General features: G+C 63.4%; 17 protein-coding genes. 9 read left to right on the plus strand and 8 right to left on the minus strand.

Annotated elements, in window-relative coordinates:
- Positions 1-9: 9 nt before the first annotated feature.
- From A5791_RS03065 to A5791_RS03075, 3 genes are read right to left on the minus strand one after another with little or no spacing between them, the layout of a single operon-like run.
- Positions 10-426, minus strand: a complete 417-nt coding sequence (locus A5791_RS03065; RefSeq protein ID WP_067230813.1) for a Zn-ribbon domain-containing OB-fold protein — start codon at positions 424-426, stop codon at positions 10-12.
- Positions 427-441: 15 nt separating this feature from the next.
- On the minus strand, positions 442-1,650 hold the full coding sequence (locus A5791_RS03070) for a thiolase family protein (protein WP_067230818.1): 1,209 nt from the start codon (positions 1,648-1,650) through the stop codon (positions 442-444).
- A 9-nt stretch (positions 1,651-1,659) separates the two neighbouring features.
- Positions 1,660-3,885: an acyl-CoA dehydrogenase gene (locus tag A5791_RS03075; RefSeq protein ID WP_067230823.1), complete on the minus strand. Its 2,226-nt coding sequence runs from the start codon at positions 3,883-3,885 to the stop codon at positions 1,660-1,662.
- A 106-nt stretch (positions 3,886-3,991) separates the two neighbouring features.
- Here A5791_RS03075 and A5791_RS03080 point away from each other — a divergent pair, with 106 nt between their 5' ends.
- Positions 3,992-4,579 carry a TetR/AcrR family transcriptional regulator gene (locus A5791_RS03080; protein WP_067230827.1) on the plus strand — a complete coding sequence of 196 codons (588 nt, stop codon included), beginning with the start codon at positions 3,992-3,994 and terminating at the stop codon, positions 4,577-4,579.
- Here the strand turns inward: A5791_RS03080 and A5791_RS03085 are convergent.
- Positions 4,563-7,241, minus strand: coding sequence for an adenylate/guanylate cyclase domain-containing protein (locus A5791_RS03085; protein WP_231995785.1), 2,679 nt, complete (start codon positions 7,239-7,241; stop codon positions 4,563-4,565). The genes A5791_RS03080 and A5791_RS03085 overlap by 17 nt on opposite strands.
- A 191-nt stretch (positions 7,242-7,432) precedes the next feature.
- On the opposite strand from A5791_RS03085, the gene A5791_RS03090 reads away from it, so the two are divergent.
- Complete coding sequence (locus tag A5791_RS03090) at positions 7,433-8,458, plus strand: DUF1214 domain-containing protein (RefSeq protein WP_082966711.1); 1,026 nt, start codon at positions 7,433-7,435, stop codon at positions 8,456-8,458.
- Positions 8,455-9,627, plus strand: a complete 1,173-nt coding sequence (locus A5791_RS03095) for a sulfotransferase (protein ID WP_067230832.1) — start codon at positions 8,455-8,457, stop codon at positions 9,625-9,627. The genes A5791_RS03090 and A5791_RS03095 overlap by 4 nt, the downstream gene beginning before the upstream one ends.
- Positions 9,628-9,873: 246 nt before the next feature.
- Here the strand turns inward: A5791_RS03095 and A5791_RS03100 are convergent, their stop codons facing one another.
- Positions 9,874-10,683, minus strand: coding sequence for a class I SAM-dependent methyltransferase (locus A5791_RS03100; RefSeq protein ID WP_067230836.1), 810 nt, complete (start codon positions 10,681-10,683; stop codon positions 9,874-9,876).
- Between the two features lie 159 nt (positions 10,684-10,842).
- Between A5791_RS03100 and A5791_RS03105 the strand changes: the two genes are divergently transcribed.
- The 6 genes from A5791_RS03105 (at position 10,843) to A5791_RS03130 (ending at position 22,201) form a co-directional block, all read left to right on the plus strand.
- The gene (locus tag A5791_RS03105; protein ID WP_067230840.1) at positions 10,843-11,712 is read left to right on the plus strand and encodes a TauD/TfdA family dioxygenase; all 870 of its coding nucleotides are present in this window, start codon (positions 10,843-10,845) and stop codon (positions 11,710-11,712) included.
- Positions 11,709-12,272, plus strand: coding sequence for an FcoT family thioesterase (locus A5791_RS03110; protein WP_067230843.1), 564 nt, complete (start codon positions 11,709-11,711; stop codon positions 12,270-12,272). Before A5791_RS03105 ends, A5791_RS03110 begins: the two co-directional genes overlap by 4 nt.
- 23 nt (positions 12,273-12,295) lie before the next feature.
- Positions 12,296-13,882, plus strand: a complete 1,587-nt coding sequence (gene fadD10 / locus A5791_RS03115) for a fatty acid--CoA ligase FadD10 (RefSeq protein WP_067230847.1) — start codon at positions 12,296-12,298, stop codon at positions 13,880-13,882.
- Between the two features lie 4 nt (positions 13,883-13,886).
- The gene (locus tag A5791_RS03120; RefSeq protein WP_082966712.1) at positions 13,887-14,120 is read left to right on the plus strand and encodes an acyl carrier protein; all 234 of its coding nucleotides are present in this window, start codon (positions 13,887-13,889) and stop codon (positions 14,118-14,120) included.
- Positions 14,107-18,324, plus strand: a complete 4,218-nt coding sequence (locus A5791_RS03125) for an AMP-binding protein (protein ID WP_067230853.1) — start codon at positions 14,107-14,109, stop codon at positions 18,322-18,324. Before A5791_RS03120 ends, A5791_RS03125 begins: the two co-directional genes overlap by 14 nt.
- A gap of 265 nt (positions 18,325-18,589) precedes the next feature.
- Positions 18,590-22,201 carry an AAA family ATPase gene (locus A5791_RS03130; RefSeq protein WP_067230856.1) on the plus strand — a complete coding sequence of 1,204 codons (3,612 nt, stop codon included), beginning with the start codon at positions 18,590-18,592 and terminating at the stop codon, positions 22,199-22,201.
- A gap of 22 nt (positions 22,202-22,223) precedes the next feature.
- Here the strand turns inward: A5791_RS03130 and A5791_RS03135 are convergent, their stop codons facing one another.
- The 3 genes from A5791_RS03135 to A5791_RS03145 form a co-directional block, all read right to left on the minus strand.
- On the minus strand, positions 22,224-23,117 hold the full coding sequence (locus A5791_RS03135; protein WP_067230859.1) for a fructose bisphosphate aldolase: 894 nt from the start codon (positions 23,115-23,117) through the stop codon (positions 22,224-22,226).
- A gap of 102 nt (positions 23,118-23,219) precedes the next feature.
- Positions 23,220-24,215, minus strand: coding sequence for an ATP-binding cassette domain-containing protein (locus A5791_RS03140; RefSeq protein WP_067230863.1), 996 nt, complete (start codon positions 24,213-24,215; stop codon positions 23,220-23,222).
- A 3-nt stretch (positions 24,216-24,218) separates the two neighbouring features.
- On the minus strand, positions 24,219-25,268 hold the full coding sequence (locus tag A5791_RS03145; RefSeq protein ID WP_067230926.1) for an ABC transporter permease: 1,050 nt from the start codon (positions 25,266-25,268) through the stop codon (positions 24,219-24,221).
- Positions 25,269-25,286 lie beyond the last annotated feature (18 nt).

Raw genomic sequence — 25,286 nt, forward strand, 5'->3', positions numbered from 1 at the left:
CAGGCTCGCCTAGTCAGCGGGCTCGTAACGCAGCATGGTGACGTCGTGTTCCGGGTAGTCGACGAACACCGGCCGCACCCGCATCCCGACCCGCAGGTCTGCTGGCTCGACATTCACCATCTCGGTGGAAAACCTTGGGCCCTCGTCCCATTCGACGATCGCGAGCAACTGGGGAACAGCGTCGGCAAAGTGAGGGCTGACCGGCCTTCGGGCCACCGTGAAGGAGTACAGGATTCCCATGCCGGAGATCTCGCGCCATTCCAAGTCGTCGGCCAGGGTTCCGGGAGCGCGCACCCGCGGATAGAACACGTAGGACTGCGTCGACGACGAGTACTGGATGGCGATTCGGTGCTCGGCCAACGCATCCCAAAATGGCGCGCTGGTAGGTGTTTTGACGGGCATCGGACGCTCGAAGCTGATTGGCATGCATCTGTCTTTCGTTCAGTCGCCCTGCAGGATGAGCGTGGTCTGCTCGGAAACGATGCCGCCGTTGCCGGACACGAAGGCGCGGTGGCAGTCCGGGACCTGCGCCGCACCCGCGCGTCCCATGATCTGGCGGGCGGCGTCGCAGACGTGGTGCATTCCGCCCGCCAATCCTGCTTGACCGAAGCCCAGCTGCCCGCCCGCGGTGTTCAGCGGGAAGTCACCGCGGAAGGTGAGGTCGTGGCCGGTCACGAACTCCATACCCTTGCCCTTTTCACAGAAGCCCGCGTCCTCCAGCGACAGCAGCACGGTGATGGTGTAGCAGTCGTAGATCGATACCATGTCCATCTGATCGCGGGTCAAATCCGTCATGGCAAAGGCGGTTTCGGCGGCCTCGACGATCGGCGTATGTAGCAGGTCTTTGGCGTAGGTCGGAGTTTTGAACGGCACATGCTCGCCAAATCCCTTGATCCACACCGGACGGTGTCTCGCGCGTCTCGCGAGGTCGGCGTTGGCGACGACGACGGCGGCGCCGCCGACACACGGCATGACGATCTCCAGCATGTGCAGCGGGTCGGCGATGACCGGGCTGTTCAGCACATCCTCGACGGTAAGCGGCTTGTCCTTCCAGATCGCGCCGTCGGTGTGGTTGGCATTGACGCGCTGGTCGACGACGATCTTGGCCATGGCCCGTTCGTCGTAGCCGTAGACCGCCGCATAGCGTTGAGCCACTTGACCGTACGGACCGTTCTGCCCGAGATTTCCGTAGGGGATCTCGAATTCCGCCTGCGGAGAACCGTATTGGTTGCTCGAGGAGCCGAAGAACATCGCGTCGACCAGGGGTCGAGGCTTCTTCTTCGACATCGGCGTGATGTATCGGGCCGGCAGCGCGCACAACACGGCATCGCAGATGCCGAGTTCGACCGCCGCGGCCGCCCGCCACACCATGGCCGCGGCGCTGGCTCCGCCAAGATCCACATGCTCGGCGAATCTGGCCCCGAGGCCTAGGTATTCGGCGATCGTGGAGGGAACGAAGATCTGCGACTCCGCCAGGTGCGAAGCGACGATGCCATTAACGACTTCGGCGGGCAATCCGGCATCACCGAGTGCCGCGGCGGCAAGTTCCGCCCACTGTTCGATGACGAATGGCGCCGGCGATGCTTTGTTGAGCCGCTCCGGCGGAAGTTCGACGTACCCGACGATCGCGGCTTCTCCGCGTAATCCCATGGCGTGTCCTTACTTTCGGGGCAGCCCGAGGATCATCTGGGCGATGATGTTCAGCTGAATCTCTCTGGTACCACCACCCAGCAGCTCGGCAGGCAGGTGCAGATACGGCTCTACAATCGCGGGCTTGGAATCGGCCAGCATCGCCAACTTTCCGGTCAACTGCAGAGTGGCCTGGAAGGTGCGACGCAACAGCACATTCATGGCCACCTTGGCGATGCTGGACGCCGGACCGGACGGCTGCCCGTCCAGCAATCGAATGGTCTCCCGAACCCCTAATGCCTTGATGGCGTTGGTGTAGGCGTCCAGCTCACCGAGCGCTCGTACCGCGTCGTGACGGTCCGGTCCCGGTTGGGACGCAATCTCCCGCAATGCGGCCGCCCGATCGAACTTGACGTAACCGCTGATGGCCGAACGCTCTTCGGCCATCGTGGCGATCGCGAGGGTCCAGCCGTCGCCCGGCCCGCCGAGCAGCATCTCGTCGGGTATGAACACGTCGGTGAGGAAAACCTCGTTGAAATGCGCCTCACCCGTCACGGTCTTAATCGGTTGGACCTCGATCCCGGGCGATCGCATGTCGAGAATGAAATAGCCGATGCCGCGGTGCTTGCCGGCCGACGGGTCGGTACGGGCCAGGAGTGCGCCGAAGTCCGCGCGGTGCGCTGCCGACGTCCAGATCTTGTGCCCGTTGATCTTCCAGCCACCGTCGACCTTGGCTGCCCGGGTTGTCAGCGCGGCCAGATCCGAGCCCGCTCCCGGCTCGCTGAACAGCTGACACCATGCGATCTCGCCGCGTTGAGTCGGCGGTATCAGGCTCTCCTGCAGATCCTTTGGCGCTGCGCGGATCATGGAGGGCAGAATCCATTCGGCGATCCCCAGGGAGGGGCGGACCAAGAAAGGCCGCTTAGCGAACTCGTCGTCGATGATGAGTTGCCGCAGCGGGCCGGCGTCAATTCCCCACGGTGGCGGCCAGTGCGGCGCAATGAGCCCCGCATCGGCGATCAAGGTGCGCTGCGGCCCGGTCTTGAAATCTTCGTAGTCCCCCTGACGTCCGGGTTGGTCGTTGCGCAGCTCGAGTGCCGCGTCCAGCGTCTCGGCCACCCACGCCCGGAAGCCTGGTTCGGCGTCGCCGAGGTTGACCGACATGTCACGTTGCCGGGTGCACGTCAGTTGCCCCAGCTGCCGGGCCCAGCGGCTGGCGCCGCCGGTCGACGCGGCCAGGCTGGTGGCCCGCCGCCAGTACAGGTGCAGGTCGTGTTCCCAGGTGAAGCCGATGGCGCCGAACATAGTCAGTGTGTCGAGCACCAGATCCGGCACCGGTGCGATCGCGATCACCGCCGCCGCGGCCGCCGCGATGCGGTGCTGGTCGATCGACTCATCGACGGCGCGCACGGCGTCCCAGGCCGCCGCAGTGGCCAACTCGCTATTGACCAACAGCATTGCCGCGTTGTGCTGCAAGGCCTGGAAAGTGCCGATCACCTTGCCGAATTGCTCTCGGGTGCGCAGGTGCGCGGTGACCTCCTCGACGCACCATTGTGCGATGCCGGCGGTGGCTCCGGCCACCAGACCGAGCGAGACGCACGCCGCACGGTCTGAGTCGATGCCGGTGAGCACGTCTGACTCGGCCACCGCGTACTGCGCGACGCGCAGGATTCCCACGTCGGTGACCAGGTCCGTGCCGGACACGGATTCCACTGTGACCGTGGGCTTCTCGGGGTCTATGGGCACCCACACGACATCGCCCGCTGCGGTCCGTCCGGCGAGCAGGATCATCCGCGCCGAGCATGCGCCCGCGATGACGTCCGAGGTGCCGTCGACCAGCCATTGCCCTTTCGCGGCCCGAACCTGGAAGTCGCCCTCGTCCGCAAGGATGACGGTCGCAGGTGCACCGCACGCCAGGTCGCGCATCAGGGATTCGGCAGCCAGTCCCGGATCGGCCAGCGACGCAACAGCTCCCGCGATCACCGTCTGGAGCAGCGGCCCCGGCAGCAGTGCCTTGGCCGCCGACTCCAGCACACAGGCGGCATCCATAAGGCCGCCGCCCTGACCGCCGAAGCGCTCCGGCAGATGCACCGCATGAAAGCCCGTGGCGACCAGCGCATCCCACCACGCCGGCAGCTGGCCGTCCGCAAGCGCGTCGAAGTCGTCCCGCGTTGCAGCTATCGGCGCGTGCCGGGCGGCGAACTGCCCGACGGATTCGCTGAGCGTCTGCTGCTCCGGGGTCAGGCCCAGGCCCACAGGCAGCTACCCTTTCGTGTCACAAGACGAACCGTCTCGTCTTGTGGCAGACTACGGTGCGGGGAAGGATATGTAAAGCGCGTAAGACCCCCGAGAGGATCACCAGATGCCAGCCGAGCTGGGCCAGGCGAGTCCGCCCCGGCGGCGAAGTGAGAAGTCGCGCAGGGCCATCGTCAATGCCACGCGAGAGCTGCTGCTCGAGCGTGGATTCGACGGCCTGAGCATCGAGGCTGTCGCGGCCCGCGCCGGCGTCGGAAAGCAGACCATCTATCGCTGGTGGCCTAGCCGTCCCGCACTCGTCGCCGATGTCATGCTCGAAGACGCCGACAAGATCCTCGCGTCGGTCAGGCACACCGGCGACTTGGCCGCCGACCTGGTGGAGTGGGTGGGCAAGCTCGCGACCAGCCTGACGACCCTTCGCGGCAAGGCTATGCTGCGCACCTTGACCGCTGCCGGGATGGAGCACGAGGACACCGCGGTGAAGCTGCGTGCGGGATTCAGCAAGCCGCTGCACGACAGCGTCCGGAACCGGCTGCTGGCCGACGGCGTCGACGAACTGACGGCCGAATCAGCCGCGGATGCCGTCGTCGGCGGCGTGGTCTACCCGATTCTGTCTGGCGTGCAACGGTATTCACGACGGCGCGCCGAGCTGACCACCAGGATCGTCGTCGCGTCGGTCACTGCCGAGCGATGAGTTCTGCTCGGGCCTGGTCGATTTGATCGAAGGCACACGCTGCGATGCCGGTAGCCGTCATCGATGCACCGCTTCGGGCCAGCGATCCGTAAGATTGATCGCCCAGCACATCGCGTAGGTGTGCAATCAGCGGACTGATCTCGGGGGTCCAGGATTCAGTAACGGAGCTGAACGCGTAGCCGGCGATAATTGCGGCGGGCTGTTCGCGTCCCAGCCGGTCGAGAAGCGCTGCGAGAACGACAAGCGGGACTCGCATGATGGTGGTGTTGCCCGAGTCGTGGTAGTTGCGGATGGCAAGAGCAAGGTAGTCGAGTGCAGTCAACGGGTCGCCGTACCGAGCCTCGAGGCGACCGAGAAGATTCGCCAGGTGGGTTTCGTTGTAGCGGTTGCCGCTTTCTTGAGCCACCGTCAGACCTCGGCGCATCGCCTCACGAGCGCCCCCGGGATCGACGTCGCTGCAAGCGATCCCGTAAGTCAGCAGCGCAAATGAGAGCGCCCACGGATTTGCGATGACATCGGCGGCATCGAGAACGTCCTTTGCGACGGCCACCGCCTCCGCGTGGGAACCAGCCATCAATAGTCCGAAGACAAGCCCCGCCCGTATGTTTGCGTACGGGTCCGGCCCGCGCGCCAGCAGGAACCGGGTCCACTCGACACTCCGTTCGGGCTGGCCGATGAAGTTGTAAACACCGCCAAGCCAGGTTTCGAAGCCGAAGAGCACTAGGTTGGGAATGTCTGCCACCACGATCTGGCCGGCGTCGCAATACCGGATGGCCTCCTCTAGCCTTCCTCCCGTCAGGTAGCACCATGATGCCAACGTGTAAAGGGCGGCGAGTCGGGGATGGTCGACTGCTCTTGCAGGCTCGATCAGCTCTTCGGTCCACGCGATCGGTTCGTAGTTCTCGACCATTGCACCAAGTAACGGCGCGAAGGTGGCGATGCGCGCCGCCGAATCGAGGTCACCGCAATCGGCGGCCCACCGAAACGCGGCGCGCAGGTTGGCCTGCTCGGTGGCGAACCAGTTGTAGGCCTCCCGTTGCCGGGGACTGTCCCATGCGTCCAGGATGTCGGCTTCGCGTCCGGCGAAGTAGCGTGCGTGCGCGGTCCGGGCCGCTGCCGCCTCACCGCGAGCGACGAGTTGCTCCTCGGCGAACTGGCGAATCGTCTCCAGCATCGAATACCGGGTGCGTCCCGATGTCCGGTCGGCGACCAACAGTGACTTGCGCACCAGTGCGTCCAGCAGATCGAGGACGGCAAATTCGTCAGTATCGTCGGTTCCTGTTACAGCGCACACGCTTTCGAGATCGAATCCTCCGGCGAACACCGCACACCGATCGAGCAGTTGCTTCTCGTCGTCATCGAGGTGTTCGTAGGACCACGCCACCGCATGGCGCAGCGTTTGGTGGCGTTCCAATCCGCGGCGCGAGCCGACCAGCAGCCGGAACCGCTGATCCAGGCGATCGCGTACCTCGCCGGCGGTCATCGACGCCATGCGCGAGGCCGCCAGTTCGATGGCCAACGGAATCCCGTCAAGTCGGCGGCAGACCTCGATCACCGCGGTCGCCTCGTCAGGCGCCTCGACCGAGAAGCCGGCGGCAACGCTGCGGGCTCGCTCGACGAACAGGGCCACCGCGGCGCAGTCAAGCCCGGCGATGACGTCCAGCGACGGCACCAGCCACAGCTGCTCGTCGGCGATACCCAAGCCTTCGCGACTGGTCGCCAGAACCCTGACCGTTGCGGATTGGCCGAGGATCGTTTCGATCAGATCGGCGACGGCGTCGCGCAGGTGCTCGCAATTGTCGAACACCAACAACCGAATGCGGCCCTCCAGCGTGGCGGCAACGTTTTCTGCCACACTCTTTCCCGGCTGCTGCGTGATGCCCAGGACCGCAGCCACTGCATCGGGCACGGCCGCGGGATCGGCGACAGCCGCCAACTCGAACAACCAGACTCCGTCGGGGAATTCATCGGATAGCCGCCCCGCAACTTCCAGCGCGAGGCGGGTTTTGCCGACTCCGCCGACCCCGGTCAACGTCACCAACCGGTGCCCACGCACCGCCGCTTCGACAGCCGCAATATCGGACTCCCGGCCGATCAGACTATTGACCGCGGGCCGCAGATTCCCCGGACTGGTATCCAACGCGCGCAAGGGCGGAAAGTCCGTGCGCAGACCGGGCGCTCGCACCTGAGAGACCGCAACCGGGGTGGGCAGATCGCGCAGCCGCCGAGGACCGAGATTGACGAGATCAACTCCACTGAGCAGACCGGCCGTCGACTCCGCCACTAGGATCTGACCGCCGTGCCCGGCGGCCATCACCCGCGCCGCCCGGTTCAGCACCGCACCGAAATAGTCGTCCCCGCGCAGCTCCGCCTCGCCGGTCGCAATGCCCATGCGAACCGGCAACGCCAACTCGCGCTGCGCGGCCACCGCGGCGTCGATGGCTGATCGTGGCGACCCGAACGCGGCACACACGCCGTCGCCGGTGTGCTTGAACAACCAGCCGCCGTGCGCCTCGATGGTCTTGCGTAGCAACTCGTCATGCGCGGCCAAAGCTGTCCGCATCGCATCCGCATCGGCTTCCCACCGACGGGTCGAACCCTCGACATCGGTGAACAGAAACGTCACCAGCCCCGACGGGGGCACCGCTTTCTCAGCGGACACTCACGCAGCATGGCACACCAGCCTGGCAACCATGGTCAATACGACTTTAAGATCAGCGCACCCCGGATCGCAGGAGGTAGGGGCCGATGACTGAAGACTCGGCGAGCAGACGCAAAAGCCCCCGACACGCCCTGGATTTGGGTGCTTTTGCGTCTGCTCGCGCCAATGAAGCGTGGCAGTTCTTCCAGCAGATGCTGGGCAACGCCACCAACATCGTGGCCGAGGACGCCGAAACTGAGCGGGAATTCCTCGAAGGACTGCGAGTGATAGCCAGGGTGTCGTCACTTTGTTCGCAAATGGCCGTCGAGGCCGACCTCGACCGGCCGTCGTTCTTCGACATGTGCTCCCCGAACCGGATGATCGGCGGCCCCAATCCGGACGGTAACTACTACCTGGCCATGATCCGCGGTGACCGGCGCTACCGCATCACCGGCGCCCGAGGCACCAGCGCCTACCTCGGTCTGCAGATCCTCGCCGGCACCGGACTGACGCCGCGGCGGATGTCCAACTACATCAGTGACGTCAACCTGGCGCTCAGCGACGGGACATTCGAGCTCGTGCTGGCCTCCGAGGAACCCGCCGATCTTGCCGGTGCGCAGTGGGTGCAGATCCCCGAGGATGCGTCGTCAGTTGTGGTCCGCGAGTACATCGGTGATCGCGCCGGTGAAGAGTTGGCCACACTGCGGATCGAGGCCATTGATCCGGGTCCCCTCGCGCCAGTTACCGACAGCGGACTTGCCGAGCAGTTCACCGCGATGGCGTGGTCGCTGATGAAACTCGTTACGCTGCACCGTACTATCAAGCCCGAACTCCTCGAGCGCCCCAACACCCTGCTGACAGCCCAGGCCGCCGATCTGGGCGCGGCCGACACCACGCCGGACAACCTCTACATGATGGGAACCTTCCGGCTCGACCCCGGCCAGGCCCTCGTCCTCGATATCGACCCACCCGACACCCGGTACTGGAACGTCACGCTGGAAAGCATCTGGCATGAATGCCTGGAGCCGCGCCGACGGCACTCCTCGGTGACCAACAAGGGGGCCCGGCCCGAGTCGGACGGGCGCGTACGCATCGCAATCTCCGCACATGACCACGGATTTGGCCATTGGCTCGACACCGGCGGACGGCACCGCGGCTTCGTGGTACTGCGCTGGCTGGACAACCCCAACCCACCCGACGTGAAAGTGTCTGTGCGCCAAGGCGAGGAGCGGCCGTGACGCTGCACGAGCGATTCGCTCCGGACCGGTTGATCGACGCCGCCTGCGCGGAGACGGGGTATGACGATTTCGGCGATGACGGCTGGCGGCCTGGCCTGGATCGCCTCACCAAGGGGCTGATCAATGAGGCGCGGCTGTCCGCGATTGGCGTAGAGATTGCCTGTCTCGACATCATGCGCGCACTCAAGAATCGGCTCGGCGTCGTCGCGTGGCGCAAGCAGCACCCCGAGATAGCCCGAAAGCCAATTACTCAGCCGATTGTGATCGTCGGACAGCCACGCACCGGAACGACGATCCTCTACGACCTACTTGCCCAGGACCCGGAGCTGCGCGCACCGCTGACGTGGGAAGTCGATGCGCCCTGTCCGGTCCCGCAGCCCGAGACATCCCATGACGATCCGCGAATTGCACAGACGCAGGCCAGCATTGAGCTCTCCGAGCAGATCATTCCCGGGTTCTTGGCGTTTCATCCGATGGGCGCCCTGGTGGGTCAGGAGTGCGTGCGCATCACTGCCAGTGAGTTCACCAGCATGATCTTCTCGGTGCAGTATCGCCTGCCGAGCTACTACCGCTGGCTGCTGTACGAAGCAGACCACGCGGGCGCCTATCGCTTCCATCGAATCTTCCTGCAGCACCTGCAATCTGGCGTACCCGGTCAGTGGCTACTCAAGTCGCCCGCGCACCTGTGGCACCTGGACAATCTAATCGCCGAATATCCCGATGCCGTGATCGTGGAGACGCATCGTGATCCGCTCAACGTCATTTCCTCGATCGCCGCACTCACCCACCATTTACGACAAATGTGCAGCGATGAATCCACTATCGCGGACTGCGCCGCCCAGTGCTACGAGGAGATCGTCGTTGGCTTGGAGCGCGAGATGGCGGTGCGTGACAGCGGCGCAGTTCCGGTGGGCCGGGTAATCGATGTTCTCTACACCGATTTCATCAAGGATCCCTGGTCGACGATCGAGGACATCTATGCAAAGCTCGGCCGTGAGCTGAGACCCGAGACCGAGCAGAAGATGCGTGACTTCCTGGCCGCCCATCCCGGTGACGGCGGACGTGGCCGCTACACCTGGTCAGACACCGGCCTGAACGCCGGTGAGGTTCGTGAACGGGTCAGCGCCTACCAGGACCGCTACGGAGTACCGACCGAGGAGCTGCGGTGAAGTTTGCCGCACGGATTGTCGGCGGCGCCGCTGTCGCTGGGAGATGACAATGACATTGCGCCAGGGCAACCGCTTTGCCCCGACTGGCCAGTGTTTGTCCGGCCGAGCGAATCGCCGAGATCGACGCGAGCGTGCGCTGTACTCGTAGATCTCCGCGCTGGCATCGATCTCGACGAAACCGTTGCGGCGCTGAAGGCTTCGTTGTAGCGCGGCATTCGCCCAGCCGCTGCGACCCGAGCGGGGTCCTCAACCGAGTTCGACGAGTGTCACTGGGGCGCGGAATCGCTCCAGCTGAGGCACCCGGTATGCCAGCGAAATAGCCCCTCGCAAAAGCCGGCCGCGCGCTGGCGGCGGCGGCAGCTCACGCACTGCGCGGACGCCCGTGAGAGCGCGTAGTTGGTCGTACTCGTTGGCGGTGAAGGAGAACGGCATTGGGGGCACCGTGTAATGCTTGGTGGGTCTGAAGCCGCGTCTGCGTGAATACGCGCTCAAGACTCGCGGGATGCTGTCGAAGATAAACCACCCACCGGGAAACCGCTTGGCGCAAGCCGCGATCAGGTCGAAGACCACATCGCGCTCGAGGTACTGCAACAGCCCCTCGGCGGTTATCAGCACACCGTTGGTGTCGTCCACCTCGTCCATCCAGGAATAGTCGAGTGCGGATTGGGCACAGTATCGCAACCGATCTGATTCCGGGAGTAGTTGCTGTCGCAGTCGCACTATCGGTTCAAGGTCCACCGAGAGCCAGGTCAGCTCGCCATTGTCGAGACGCCAAAAGCTGGTTTGCAGCCCCTCTGCCAATGCCACCACGGTGGCACGCGGATGGGTGTCCAGATAGTCGCGAGAACCGTTATCGAAAGCCAAGGCGCGCAGGGCTGTCGCTTGGTGGGTGCGGCCGAAGTGGTGGTAGTCGTAGTCGATGCTGTCGCGCAAGACGATAGCCATCGGGTCGTCGATGATCCCGTCCGGCCGCGCGGCCTCGGTTGCCCGCTGGTGCAACGTGAGCAGAGCGGTTTCGGATATCCCGTCGAGATGACGGCCGTCGACGACTGGCATGGATCCACCTAAGCATCCAGACACGCATCGTGTGAACTTTGCCTCTTGTTTCGGCGACTCCAAGAATCCTTCAAGGATCCGTCAAGAATACGTTGAGTGACCTGAGGTTCCCTTATTCGCAGCAACCCAACTGCACGGGAATCCAGGAGAAGACACTACATGACGCTCAATGTGAAAGGTGAGGGGCTCGGAGCCGAGGTTACCGGACTCGATCCCAAAAACCTGGACCACCTCACTACCGAGGAGATCCGTGAAATTGTCTACACGAACAAGCTCGTCGTTCTCAAAGACGTTCACCCTTCTCCCGAAGAATTCCTGAAACTGGGCAGAATAGTCGGGGACATCGTCACCTACTACGAGCCCATGTATCACCACCCGGTGCACCCAGAAATCTTTGTCTCTTCGACCGAAGAAGGGCACGGCGTGCCGAAAACCGGCGCATTCTGGCACATCGACTACATGTTCATGCCGGAGCCTTTTGCGTTTTCCATGGTGCTGCCTCTTTCAGTGCCGGGAAGCGACCGCGGTACATACTTCATCGATTTGAACAAGGTTTGGGAATCGCTGCCCACCGCTAAGCAAGACCCGGTCCGCGGAACTGTCAGCACTCACGATCCTCGTCGCCACATAAAGATTCGCCCAAGTGACATACACAAGCCAATCGGCGAAGTCTGGGACGAGATCACCCGGACCACACCACCCATCAAGTGGCCCACGGTGATCAGGCATCCGCACACCGGGGAAGAGATCCTCTACATCTGCGCCTCGGGCACCACGAAGATCGAGGACCAGGATGGGAATTTGCTCGACCCGTCGATTCTGCAAGACCTCATGGCCGCCACCGGCCAGCTCGACACCGAATTCGAATCGCCGTTTATACACACGCAGCACTACGAAGTTGGCGACATCATTCTGTGGGACAACCGCGTTCTCATGCACCGCGCGAAGCACGGCACCACCGCAGGCCATTTAACCACCCACCGGCTGACCATGTTGGACGGCCTTATCACACCAGGATATGCAGCATGACTACCATGGAATTGACCCTTCCCACGCAGACCGCGGCAGAATTCAGCGATTTCGCTGAGACAACCCCGATCGACGAGGATCTGCTCGTCAGAGTTCTCGACCCGTATGCTCACAAGGGATGTCGCTATCTGCTGGATGCCGAGTACAAAGCCACCCCTCACTCGGTCCTCGCGATCGGGAATTTCAGCATCGGCGAGCCCGCCTACATTCGAAGCACGGGCCACTTCAATGCGGCGGAATTCATTATGTGCTTCAACCAACTCGCTTACAGCGCCTTCGCGCCGGCGATCCTCAACGAGGAGATTCCGGTACTGCGGGGCTGGTCGATCTCGGACTATTTCGACCTCCAGCTGCCCAGCATGTTGATCAAGAACACAGCATCGCGATTCAAAAGGATGATCCACGCCCCGGCGTTCTCCGCGCGCTTGCAGTGCCAGAATTTCGAGGTGGTCGACCGCAGGATGCGCTATCTCAACATCGAGTGCTCCATCGAGTTCTGGGACGAGTTCGGCGGCGCCGCGTCCGGCGAGGTCGAACTAGCAGCCCTTAACATCCCGTAAGGAACTGAGGGACACTAACAGCTATGTCGCACTCACCGCTCACGGTGCTGGACCGGGTCGTCGAGCAGGCCCGGCAGCGGCCCGAGGCAATCGCCTTGCGCCGCTGCGACGGCAAAAGCGCACTGCGGTACGGGGAGCTTGTCGCCGAAGTCGACAGGCTTGCCGCGACGCTACGGGCGCAGTCGGTTTCTCGGGGATCCCGGGTGCTCGTCATCTCCGACAACGGACCCGAGACATACCTGTCGGTGCTGGCCTGCGCGAAGCTCGGCGCGATCGCCGTCATGGCGGACGGGAATCTCCCACCCGCCACCATCGATCGATTCGGTCAGGTAACTACTCCGAGCGCGATTCTCATCGCACCGGGGAGCAGAACCGCATCGGCCGGTCTGCCTGATGGTCTGCAGTCGATACCGGCGAACAGGGTCGACCTGACCGCCGGCGTGCGGGAGACCGTTCACCCGGCGGCTGCCGACACCCCACAACTGGGCGCCGATGATCCACTGGCGATGATCTTCACCAGCGGTACCACCGGTGAGCCAAAAGCCGTGCTGCTGGCGAATCGCACCTTCTTCGCCATCCCGGACATCTTGCGGGAAAACGGTTTGAACTGGGTCACCTGGGTCGACGGCGAAACCACCTACTCGCCGCTGCCGGCTACCCATGTCGGCGGACTGTGGTGGATATTCACTTGTTTGATGCGCGGATGTTTGTGTATCACCGGCGGTGAGAACACGTCGTCCCTCGTGGAACTGCTCAACAACAATGAGGTCGCGAGTACGTGCGTGGTTCCGACTCTTCTTTCGAAACTGGTTGCCGAACTGAAGTTGGCCGACACGAAGCTGGCGTCGCTGCGACTACTTGGATACGGCGGTTCGCGGGCAATCGCGGCCGACGTGCGATTCATCGAAGCTACGGGTGTTCGCACCGCACAGGTCTACGGTTTGAGCGAGACAGGTTGCACCGCTTTGTGTTTGCCGACCGATGACGGGTCGATCGCCAAGATCGAGGCGGGTGCGGTGGGGCGTCCGTATCCCGGCGTAGAGGTTTACCTGGCCGGCCCGGGCGACAGTGGGCCCACCGCCGGCAGCACTGATTCTTCCGCCTCGTTCGGCACATTGTGGATAAAGTCGCCGGCAAACATGCTGGGGTACTGGAACAACCCAGAACGCACCCAAGAGGTGCTCGTCGACGGGTGGGTGAATACCGGCGACCTCCTGGAGCGCCACGACGACGGTTTCTTCTACATCAAGGGCAGATCATCGGAAATGATCATCTCCGGTGGCGTGAACATCGCCCCCGACGAGGTTGATCGCATTGCGGAGGGGGTTTCCGGCGTCCGCGAGGCCGCATGTTACGAAATTCCGGACGCGGAGTTCGGAGCTCTTGTGGGTCTGGCTGTCGTCCCCTCGACGCAAGTGGACGAGTCAGAAGCCCGCAAGCTGAAACAAGCGATTGCGGCTCGCTTTCGGCAGGAATCGGAGTCGATGGCGCGGCCTTCGACGATCGCGATCGTCGCCGATATTCCTCGAACGCAGTCTGGCAAGGTCATGCGGACTTCACTGGCTGCGACGGTAAGTGACGACAAAGCCGGGGTGATCGTTCGTGGTTGACACGTTGAGGGAGAAGGTCTTCGCAGCCGTCTGCGATGTGTTGTACATCGAAGAAGCGGATCTCACTGAAGGTGACGCCACTGATCTCAGAGACCTCGGGCTGGATTCTGTTCGGTTCGTTCTCATCATGAAGCACCTCGGCGTGGACCGACAATCCGACGTGCCGTCCCGACTGGCGGAAAACCTATCGATTGAGGGCTGGGTAAAGGAGCTGGAGAATCTCGGTGAACGCGCCTGAACAACGCGTGCTTCGAGTTCCGCTGAGCAGGTCGCAACAAAACCTCTACAACGGGGTGCTGCAAGACGGCAATCCCGCGTTGTATCTGATCGGGAAGAGTTACCGGTTCCATCCGCTGGAGCTGACGCCGTTCCTGGCAGCCCTGGAAGCCACAATTCTCGAAAGTGCCGGGCAACTCTGCGTTCTCGAGACGTCCGCGACGGAGACCGGCTATCCAGCTCTGGTGCCTCGGCTGCAGTTCGATGACATCGTGTGCGTGCACTCAGACGATCACCGCCAATCGGACCAGACACCTCGCGGTGACGACGAACTGAAGCGCGCGTGGTCTTCCGGCATCCTCGGCAAGCCACTGGTTCGCTATACCGTGCTGACTGACGAAGACGGCCAGGTGTCGGGCCTCGATGTGCATACCCACCACATTTTGGTTGACGGCGGCGCAACAGCGATCATCGAAGCCGACCTGGCCCGGCACCTGACGGCCGGTCGCCCTGCCGACGTCCCTTCTCTCACAGCGGGTCTGACGAAGCTGACGCAAGCACACCATCGTGAGGCCGCCAAGGTCGAAGAATCGCTGCAGCGTCTCGCCGATGCCGTGCAGCGCGAACTCGCCGACGAGGCACGTTACGGCGGGCATGGTCAGGACACAAGCGACGTCCCTGGTATGGCAGCCAAGGGGATCCTCGACGAAATGGTGAAGATCTCCGGCGGCGCCTATGACGCGATCCTTGCGCTGTCGGAGACGAAGCAGGTCCCGCTCAACGTGTTGGTGGCCGCGGCTGCCGTGGCGGTGGACGCGAGCCTTCGGCAGAGCACCGAGGGCTTGCTGGTTCATCCGGTGGACAACCGGTTCGGCGATCCCGACCTGAATGTCGCGACATGCCTGGTCAACTCGGTGGCGCACGCCGTGCGGTTTTCCCCATTCGCATCGGTACAGGATGTCGTTCGAATGCTCGACCGTGGCTACGTCAAGGCCGTACGACGCCGGTGGTTTCGTGAAGAGCACTATCGCCGAATGTATTTGGCGATCAACCGGACATCTCACGTTGAGGCGTTGACGCTCAATTTCATCCGCCAGGCATGTGCGCCGGATCTTCGTCCGTTCTTGTCGGAAGCACCGGTTGCGACGGATATCGGTCCGGTCGAGGGCATGACCGTGGCGTGCGTTCTGGACGAAGACCAGCGCACACTTGACCTGGCTATCTGGAACAGAGCAGATCTGCCCCCGCATAGGCGGCACCACAGGGTCGCGGAGCGGATCGCTGCCGCGCTGGAATCGATGGCAGCGATGTGGGATCAGCCGATCGCCATGACCGTCGACGAGTGGTTCGGCGTAAGCCCGGATGGAGCCCGCCGCCAAGGCGACTGGGCAATCGGGACAGTGCCGACAGCGCCTGCATGGTTTCTGGACGCCGCAGGTGACGTGCACCGAATCCTGGAAAGCCGTCCGTACGTTTCGCATTGGGTTACCTGGCTGGTACAGATCGGCGCCGTGCCCGGCGACGTCCTCGTGTTCACCGACGACAACACCGACAGGACCATAGATCTACTGATCGCATGCCACCTTGCCGGCTGCGGCTACAGCGTCTGCGACACTCCTGACCAGATTTCGTTGCGGGCCAACGCCATTGCTGATCACGTCGATGGTGTTGCGGCACACGTGGTCGACATGGGGGCTGTGCAGCTGCCGGCAAGCATGAGTGACGAGCTACAGCAGCTCCTGAATGAGCGCATCACGCGAGTCGCGCAAGATGTTTCCCTAGCCACCAAGACGGCGTACGTCATGCCGACCTCGGGGTCCACCGGGCAGCCCAAGCTGGTCCGAATCTCACACGGTTCGCTCGCGCTTTTCTGTGCCGCGGTCAGGCGGGCCTACGGATGGGGCCCGCACGACACCATCCTCCAATGTGCGCCGCTGACATCGGACATCAGCGTCGAGGAGATCTTTGGTGGCGCCATCTGTGGATCAGAGCTGGCCCGATCCACCGGCATGAAAACGGGCGACCTGGACGCGCTTGCAAGAGATCTCGTCGACGAGAAGGCGACGGTCGTCGACCTGCCCACCGCCGTATGGCATTTGATATGCGAGGACGACGACGCGATTGACACGCTCCGCCGCTCCCATCTCCGACAGATCGTGATCGGCGGTGAAGCCATCCGGCCCAGCGCGGTCGACAAATGGCTCGACTCTGGTGCTTCTCAAGAGATCTCGCTTGTCTCGACGTATGGTCCGACGGAAACCACCGTCGTCGTCACCTATTTGCCGATCGCCGGCGACGGAACAACTGTTACGGCTGGCGCACGGCTCAGGCTGGGACGGCCGGTAGTACCGAATTCGGTGTTCATCGCCTTCGGTGAAGTTGTCATCGTGGGAGACTTGGTTTCCGCTGGCTATCTCGGGACAGACGACCGCAGCTTCGGCACAGTGACCACCAGTGACGGCTCACGACGTCGCGCGTTTGCCACCGCCGACCGGGTGACGCTTGATGCCGAGGATTTTCCGGTCTTCGCCGGACGCAAAGACGCCATCGTCAAGATCTCCGGCAAGCGAGTCGACATCGCTGAGGTAACCAGACGTATCTACGCGGACCCCGCGGTGTCCGATGTCGCGGTCGAACTTCACGACGGACGCCTCGGGGTGTGGTTCGAAACCCGTCATACCCGCGAAGCCGCCGAGGATGCCGCGGCAGCGGAACGAATCAGGCTCATCCTCGTAAGCTCGGGGGTATCGACGTTTTTCGTTGTCGGCGTGCCGAGTATCCCTAGAAAGCCCAACGGGAAGGTCGACAGCGACAACTTGCGGACGATGCCTCAGTTCGTGAATACCGTGCTGGGCAACGCCGGGGCGGGCGAGAAAGCTGCCGGTCTTGCGGAGGTCTGGAGTCGGCATCTCGGGAGGACCATCCGGCCAGACTCATCGCTCCTCGGCGAGGGGGTCGGCTCGTTGGATCTCATCAGAATCCTTCCCGACACCCGCAGGTATCTGGGTCGACACGTCTCGATTCTGGATCTGATCAGTGCCGATACCGCCGCGAACCTCATCGATGACGCGTCGGCAGCCGATGCATGGATGGACGTTGACACCGCCGCCGAGATAGAAGGCGACCTTACATCGCTCTGGCCAGACCGCCCGGCTGCCGAGTTGAGCGTCAAACAATCCCCGAACAGCAGCGAAACGCTCGTCGTGATGGGCGCGTCGGGCGTTCTGGGCACCGGGTTCGCCCAAGCGGTCCTCGAGCTCAGACGGTCGGGAGTGCCGTGCCCCGACGTCGTCTTGGTCACGAGATCAAAACTGCCCGAACACAATCCGTGGGCAGCTCTCCGCAGCATCGATGGGGTACGGATCGAGCAATTGTCCGCTGAGTTCGGCCGATCAGAGCTGGAGGCCCTCATCCACGACACCCGCGCCGGAACCGTCGTGAACTGCATCGGCAACACCAATGTGCTTGTGCCATACCGCGAGCTCCGGCCGGCAAACGTGGGACTGGTTTCCGCGATCACCGAGGCATGCGCGAGCAATGCCGCGAAATTGGTGCACCTGTCGACGTTTGTCGTCAATGCGGATGTCACAGCGCCGCGCGTCACCGATCCCCGCGATGCACCCTATCCTTACGCGGCATCCAAGTCACTCGCGGAGCTGGTCGTGGCCGGATCACCGCAGGCACTCGATTTCACCATCGTCCGCCTGCCGCGGGTGCTTGGCGAGGACTATCAACTGCACGATTCCGCCGACATCCTGCTCTCGGTCGTCGATGCCTGTAATGCGTTGCAAGCCTTCCCTTCCCTGACCTTGACCGAAGAGGTCACCACCGGCCGTGCCGTCGCAAACGCAATCCTTGGCCGGTTGGCAGCATCGGCGGAATCGACTGAGCTGGGACGCGGAATCACGGTGGTACGCGGTGAAGCGGTGGAATATGGTGAGTTCCTCAGTGGCTATGCATTCGACGAACTTGACGTGGCTGAGTGGAAGTACCGGCTGGATGAAAGCGACTGGGCGAAGAATAATCCGCGACGATGGTCGGTAGTCGACGCCTGGCTCGGCTTGGGCATGAGATTGGGCGCGCGCTCATACGCGGAGTACCTGGCGGATTACCCGACCATCGCCCTCGGGGTTGATTCCGTCGCAGAGCTGGCCGCGCCACCGCAGTCGCTGCGATCGCTGGTGGCGCATGGCTTCTCGCGGTCGCCGGAAGCGGTTGTCGGATAATCGATTCAAGCGCTTGTCGCCTTCCGAATCGTGTGCGTTGTGACATACCAGTGATCGATCGGACGGCCTACCGTCTCCTCCGATGCCCTGGCGTGATTGCCGACGCTAGTGCGTTCAAAACTCAACGCGGCGGTCAAGACCGCTCCTCGAGTTCGTGTTGCAGCGACGGGCCTGCCGCAGCGGCCGCTTGTCGCGGGTCCGACCGCCGATTAGCCTACAACGGCGAGGTCAAGCGTTTACTCCTTCGTCAGTCGAGGCGGCTCACATGGCGACCCACCGAGTCGGGGCAGGGCTGAGAGGGTCTCCCACCTTCGACTCGGTTCGCGCCCAGCTCCGCCAAGGCGACACCGTCGAATTCGGCCCTGGCGCGCACCTTATCGGAGACCTAACCCTGATCTCTGTCTCGTTGACCGCCGCGCGATCCGGCACGGCCTCGATCAAGGGAAACGTTGAATTCACCGGCAACGCGAGCGTGTCGGGACTGTCGATTGATGGACGCATCAACACCACCGGTTCCACGAGGGTGGCGATCTCCCAGTGCCAGTTGCGTAATTCGGCCGATAACCTGATTGTGGCCCGCAACTTCAGCACCGTCATCTTGACCAGCTGCGACCTGTCGGGGTCGGCGACGCACAGACCCGCAATCTTCGCCGGAGGCGGGAGCAGTGTCGCGGTATCGAACAGCCGAGTGCACGACATACCTCTCGACGCCGCAGAGATCACCGAGAACTCCGTGCTCCACGTGACCGCCTGCGACATTTCGGGCTGCGGCAGCTCAGGCTTGTACGCCAGTAGCGGCGCCAAGATCTATGTGACGGGATCGACCATTCACGACATCGCGAAAACTGCGATCTTTGCCGAGCACGGCAGCGAAGTACAGATCCGCGAATCGAAGATCTGGGACGCGGTGTCGGCGATATACGTCAACGAAACCTCTCGCGTCTGGCTGATCGGATCGACCATCCGCCACGTGAGGGGCAACGGCATCTACGCCCTGAGCAGAAGTCAGGCACACGTCACCGGCTCCACATTCACGCACGCTGCACTGCCGGCGATTGTGCTGTCCGGAGCGGGCACCCTTGGCACTCTCGAGCAGTGCGGAATCGATCATTGCGGCGACGACGGTCACGCCTCGGTGTGGATCGAGGACGAAGCGAAGCTGAAAATGTCGGGTTCGCGGGTCACCGATGCGGAGCAGATTGGCTTGGCCGTGCGCAAGGACTGCGAAGCCGACCTGCAGGACTGCGACCTTTCAAATTGCGCGAAGGGATTGCTGCGCGTAACCGGCGGCAGCGCGGTCTTGCGCAACACGCGACTTTTCGCACGGGATCTGGACGCGGCGGCCAGCATCGAAGGCCGTGGGGAGACGATCCTCGAGGGATGCTTCCTCAACGGCCATCCGATCGAAGACGGTCCACTCGGCGACCGGAACACGTTGCAGAAGTTGGACGCATTGGTCGGCCTCGCGGGAGTCAAGGACGAACTGCGCAAGTTGATAGCGTTCGCCGAGATCCAGGCGACCCGCAAGAAGCAAGGCCTATCCGTATCAGGGACAACGCTTCATCTCGTCTTCACCGGCAATCCCGGCACCGGCAAGACGACCGTCGCCCGAATCATCGGCGAGGTGTACGCCAAGCTCGGGCTGCTCAAATCCGGCCATGTCGTCGAGGTCGATCGGGCCGCTCTCGTCGGCGAATACGTGGGACACACGGCGCCGAAGACCGCCGCGATGATCGACGAGGCGCTCGACGGAGTGCTGTTTATCGACGAGGCATACTCACTCGCCGCTGAAAGCGGAACTGGACCCGATTTTGGGCGTGAGGCGATCGACACCTTGCTCAAGGCTATGGAGGACAAGCGCGACCGACTGGCCGTCGTGGTCGCCGGCTACACGGCGCCGATGCGGCGATTCATCGACACCAACCCCGGTCTGCAATCGCGTTTCACCCGCTACATCGAGTTTCCCGACTACAGCGTCGACGAGTTGCGCCAGATTCTGGCCGGTTTGTTGAAGGCGAACGAGCTGACGACGACACCGGAGGCTGACACGAAGCTCAGCAAAGTGCTCGGCGACCTTCATCGCAACCGTGGCGAGCAATTCGGCAACGCGCGCGCAGTGCGCCAGCTCTTCGAGAAGATCATCGAACAACAGGCACGACGGATCGCTGCGACGCCCGGACTGAATCGGTCTGCGCTGCAGCAGATCATCGTCGACGACATCCCCGAAGAACGTGCCGCAGTCGTCGCCGATGTCGACGCCCTCCTTGCCAGGCTCGACAGCATGATCGGACTCGCCGGGGTAAAACAGGAGATCCGCCGGCTCGTCGATCTTGTCCGCTTGAATGAGCGTCGCGTCGGCCAAGGCCAAGACCCGATACCGGTCAGTCTGCATATGGTGTTCACCGGCAACCCCGGCACTGGCAAAACCACGGTCGCCCGGCTGGTCGGCGAAATCTTCGCCGGTCTTGGGCTGCTGCCTCGCGGACATGTCGTGGAAACCGATCGCGGAGCTCTGGTCGCCGGCCACGTCGGTCAGACAGCGATCAAGACCGGCGAGGTCATCAAAGACGCACTCGACGGTGTGCTGTTCATCGACGAGGCATACACGCTGGCGAACAAACCAGACGGCGGATCGGGAACGGACTTTGGCCGTGAAGCCATCGACACTCTGCTGAAAGCGATGGAGGACAACCGCGACCGGCTGGCTCTCGTCGTTGCCGGATACACCGCGCCGATGCGGCGCTTCATCGACGCCAACCCCGGCTTGCAGTCGCGCTTCACACGCTATATCGAGTTTCCCGACTACAACGCAGGCGAATTGCAGCAGATCCTGTCCGCACTACTGCATTCACACGGTCTCACCGCGACGCCCGAAGCCGACGCGAAACTTGCCAAGGCGATCACCGAGCTGCATCGCAATCGGGGTGAGCAATTCGGGAACGCACGAGCGGTGCGCCAACTCTTCGAGAAGCTGGTGGAGCGACAGGCACGACGACTTGCGGCCGAGCCGGAGACTGACCAAAGCGGTTGGGGGACAATCACGGCCGACGATGTTCCCATAGCAGATCGCCCAGCGATCGTTTCCGATGTCGATGCGCTACTCGCGCGCCTGGACAGCATGGTCGGCCTTGCCGAGGTGAAAAGTGAAGTCCGCAAGCTCGTCAACCTGGCGCGGTTGAACGAGCGTCGGATCCGCGAGGGTCAGGACCCGATCCCGGTGAGCTTGCACATGGTTTTTGCCGGGAATCCCGGCACCGGCAAGACCACGGTCGCGCGCCTGGTCGGCGAGATTCTTGCCGGGCTCGGGCTGTTGTCGCGTGGGCATGTTGTCGAGGCGGACCGCTCCTCGCTTGTCGCCGGATACGTCGGGCAGACGGCGATCAAGACCGCCGAGGTAATCAAAGACGCGCTCGACGGTGTGCTGTTCATCGACGAGGCGTACACGTTGCTGAACGGCGGCGGCGGCCATGACTTCGGTCGCGAGGCCATCGACACGCTGCTGAAGGCGATGGAAGACAACCGTGGTCGGCTGTCCGTGGTGGTGGCCGGATATACCGACCGGATGGAGCGATTCATCGCATCCAATCCCGGCCTGCGGTCACGATTCACGCGTCAGTTGCTCTTCGCCGACTACACCCCAGACGAACTGACCGCGATGTTCGCCCAGCAATGCCGTGACGCGGGAATGGACTTGAGTCCCGAGGCCTATGACGCAATGCGACAGAGGTTCCTGACGCTGCATGCCGCGCGCGGGGACGACTTCGGAAACGGCAGGCTGGTACGCAGCCAGTTCGAGAAGGTCATCGAACGGCAAGCCGAACGTCTGATGGCCGACGCCGATGCGTCGACCCGACTGATCACCGAGGCCGACATCTGAGGTCACGAACCAGGCCAGCTAGTCAGCCGGCCACCGAGGCGTCGTAGATCGACTGGATCGACTTGTCCAGTGTGGCGTCGAACTGCTCGTCGGACTGGTCGACCGAGAGTCCCTCGGTCAGCGCGCGGCTGAAGCTTGCGATCAGACCGGTGTTCTTCGCCAGCAGCTCGTTGGCTTCGTCGCGAGAGTAGCCACCGGAGAGCGCCACCACGCGCATCACCTTCGGATGTTCGATCAACGGACGGTAGTAGTTGGCCTCGGACGGCAGGCTCAGCTTGAGCATCACGCGCTGCCCGTCGGGCACGGTTTCGAGCTGCTTGGTGATTTCGTCGCGCAGTATCTCCTCGGCCTGCGCCTTGTCCGATATCGAGATGGTGACCTCGGGTTCGAGGATGGGCACCAAACCGTGCGACAGCACCTGTCGGCCCAGCTCGAACTGCTGGGCGACCACCGCGGCGATGCCCTTGGCGTTGGCACCACCGATCACCGACCGTTCCTTGGTGCCGAAAACGCCCTTGCGCACCGCCCGCTCCAGCAGTTCGTCCAGCCCGGGTATGGGCTTCATGAGCTGCACATCGTCGGACTCCTCCGCCAGCCCCTTGTCGATTTTCAGGATGGGAACCACACCCTTCGTCTCCCACAGGTAGCTGGTCGACGGCTGGCCGCCGATCTCGCGGTCCATGGTCTGCTCGAACAAGATCGCCGCCAGTACCCGGTCCCCGGTGAACGCCGGCGAGGTGATGATCCGCGAACGCATCTCGTGAATGAGGTCGAACATCTCCTCTTCGGAGGAATACGCGTCCTCCTCGATTCCGTACAGGCGCAGCGCCTTTGGCGTGGAACCACCGCTTTGGTCGAGCGCGGCGATGAATCCCTTACCCGACGTCATCCGGTCGGCTTGCTGCTGGTTCGGCATGGAATCCCTCCACTTCGTCGTGGCACTCTCGGCGACGGCGCACCGTCAAGCCCGAATCGTGCCGATCATATTCGTGCGATCAGGCCGCGAGCAGGCAGGTCGTCACTCAGTCCTGGCAAGCTCCTGTTGCCCGATTACCCCGCTTATACCCGCTGCACCGAGTCGCTCACGGAATGCCTGCGCCGTGTAGCCGACGGCCGACGCGTCGGTTCGGGCGCGCACCGTCGCCGAACGTGGCATATGAAAAAGCACACCCATTTCGCCGAAGTAATCCCCGTCCCGCGCCACCTTGACCAGTTCTTCGCCGCCGTCGGCCAATTCGCGCACGATCTCGAATTCGCCGTCGACCACCACATAGATCAGGTCCCCCATCGTGCACTGCTCGAACAACACTTCGCCCGCCTTGAGCTGCACCGTTTCGGGGAGCCGGTTCGTCGAGGCGTGGGTGGGCGCCATCTCGACGACGTGATCGGCCATCGGCAGGATCCGACTGTCGTGGGTCGCAACGACCACCACACGTTCGCCCTCCGCGAGCGAGCGGATCAACCGCAACACCTCCTCCACCTGGATGAAGTCGAGGTGCGCAGTCGGCTCGTCGGCGAGGATCAGTGGCGGTTCCAGCGCGATCGCGCGAGCGACCGCGACGCGTTGCTGTTGTCCGCCGCTGAGGTCCCCCGGTCGGTGCTTCATCCGGTCTTCAAGGTTGACCCGCTTCAGCAGTTCCTCGGCGCGCCGATGCGATGCCGCGCGCGACCATCCGGTTGCGCGCAGCGGCACCATCACATTCTCGAGCGCGGTGAGGCTGGGTACCAGGTTGAAGGCCTGGAATACGATGCCCACCGTGTCGCGCCGGTACCTGGCCAGCTCGTGGCCGTCGAGCGCTGTGACGTCAACGCCGCCGAACTTGATCGCACCACTCTTCGGCCGCAAAATTCCGCCGAGGCACGACAGCAGCGTCGTCTTCCCGCAGCCGCTGGGGCCGAGCAGAATCACCAGCGACCCCGCCGCCACGTCGAGGTTCAGCCCGTTGATCGGCCGTAGCGCGTAACCGCCGCTGGAGTACTCGACGACAAGGTCTTGAATGCTCAGATCGCCCATCGATCAGGGACCTCCGAATGCGAGCGCGGGATCGACTGCCACCGCGCGTCTGAGCCCGGCAACGCTGGCGAGCAGACCGATCGCGATCGCGATCACGGGTAGCGCCAGGTAGGCCCGCATGGGCACCACGACAGTCATCGGGAACAGCGGCGCCAGCAGCTGCGCCAAGACAACGCCGACCACCGCCGCAAGCAACGCGACGACGACCGCCTGCAACGCGAGACCCGCCAGAATCTGTCGCGTCGGTACACCGATGGCCTTGAAAACCGCGAAGTCGCGCAGCCGCTCGAGAGCGGATAGGTAGACCAATGAGCCGACAATCAGCACCGCCACGATCCACAACAAGACGGCAACGATCGTGATCGCACCCACCGCGACTTTCAACGGACGCATCAAGTCGGTGACTCCGGCCGAGCGATCGACGGTCTGATAGCCCTCCGGCAGGTGCTTGGGCTTGCCGATGATCCCGATCGACGTGATCATCGGCTGCCCGTTGTACGCCAGTTGCTGCAGGCCCTCGGTCGTCAGGAAGATACACGGCGTCTTCGCCAGTGCGGTGGCGTTGGGCACGATGCCGACGATCCGCAAAGTGCGCGACCCGACCTGCAGGTCCTCGCCGATGTGCTTGCCCAGGGTGCTGGACACCTCAACCTCATCGGGCGCCGTCGGTGTCTGACCTTCCGAAACCTGAGGCATGCCGGGTCCGTGCGCCGGCGCGCCGAAGGCGGTGGCGTTTCGCGCCGAGGTTCCTTCCCTGATCGCCGACGCCGCGGTGGCAAGCGGCGCCGCTGCCACCACGCCGGGCTCTGCGGCCACTCTGGCGATGTCCACCTGTGCGAATGGAGTTGCGCCCAGGAACGGTCCGGCCGCACCGGCTTTGACCACGAATCCGTCGACGCCCATCGCGTCGACGGTCCGCTGGGCCTCGACCCGGAAGCCATTCGCCAGTCCCGTCAGGACGAGTGTCATCGCGAAGACCAGCCCGGTGCTGATGATCGCGATGACCAAGCGCCGCCTTCGCCATTGCATGTCGCGTAACGCCGCGAACAGCATGGTCACGACGCTACCGCC

Origin of the sequence: Mycobacterium sp. 852002-51163_SCH5372311 (assembly GCF_001667115.1) — a bacterium.
Classification (GTDB): domain Bacteria; phylum Actinomycetota; class Actinomycetes; order Mycobacteriales; family Mycobacteriaceae; genus Mycobacterium.

Coding starts and splice junctions, on each gene's coding strand:
- A5791_RS03065 (WP_067230813.1), bottom strand. CDS start 426: ATGCCAATCAGCTTCGAGCGTCCGATGCCCGTCAAAACACCTACCAGC.
- A5791_RS03070 (WP_067230818.1), bottom strand. CDS start 1,650: ATGGGATTACGCGGAGAAGCCGCGATCGTCGGGTACGTCGAACTTCCG.
- A5791_RS03080 (WP_067230827.1), top strand. CDS start 3,992: ATGCCAGCCGAGCTGGGCCAGGCGAGTCCGCCCCGGCGGCGAAGTGAG.
- A5791_RS03090 (WP_082966711.1), top strand. CDS start 7,433: ATGCTGGGCAACGCCACCAACATCGTGGCCGAGGACGCCGAAACTGAG.
- A5791_RS03100 (WP_067230836.1), bottom strand. CDS start 10,683: ATGCCAGTCGTCGACGGCCGTCATCTCGACGGGATATCCGAAACCGCT.
- A5791_RS03105 (WP_067230840.1), top strand. CDS start 10,843: ATGACGCTCAATGTGAAAGGTGAGGGGCTCGGAGCCGAGGTTACCGGA.
- A5791_RS03110 (WP_067230843.1), top strand. CDS start 11,709: ATGACTACCATGGAATTGACCCTTCCCACGCAGACCGCGGCAGAATTC.
- fadD10 (WP_067230847.1), top strand. CDS start 12,296: ATGTCGCACTCACCGCTCACGGTGCTGGACCGGGTCGTCGAGCAGGCC.
- A5791_RS03130 (WP_067230856.1), top strand. CDS start 18,590: ATGGCGACCCACCGAGTCGGGGCAGGGCTGAGAGGGTCTCCCACCTTC.
- A5791_RS03135 (WP_067230859.1), bottom strand. CDS start 23,117: ATGCCGAACCAGCAGCAAGCCGACCGGATGACGTCGGGTAAGGGATTC.
- A5791_RS03140 (WP_067230863.1), bottom strand. CDS start 24,215: ATGGGCGATCTGAGCATTCAAGACCTTGTCGTCGAGTACTCCAGCGGC.
- A5791_RS03145 (WP_067230926.1), bottom strand. CDS start 25,268: ATGCTGTTCGCGGCGTTACGCGACATGCAATGGCGAAGGCGGCGCTTG.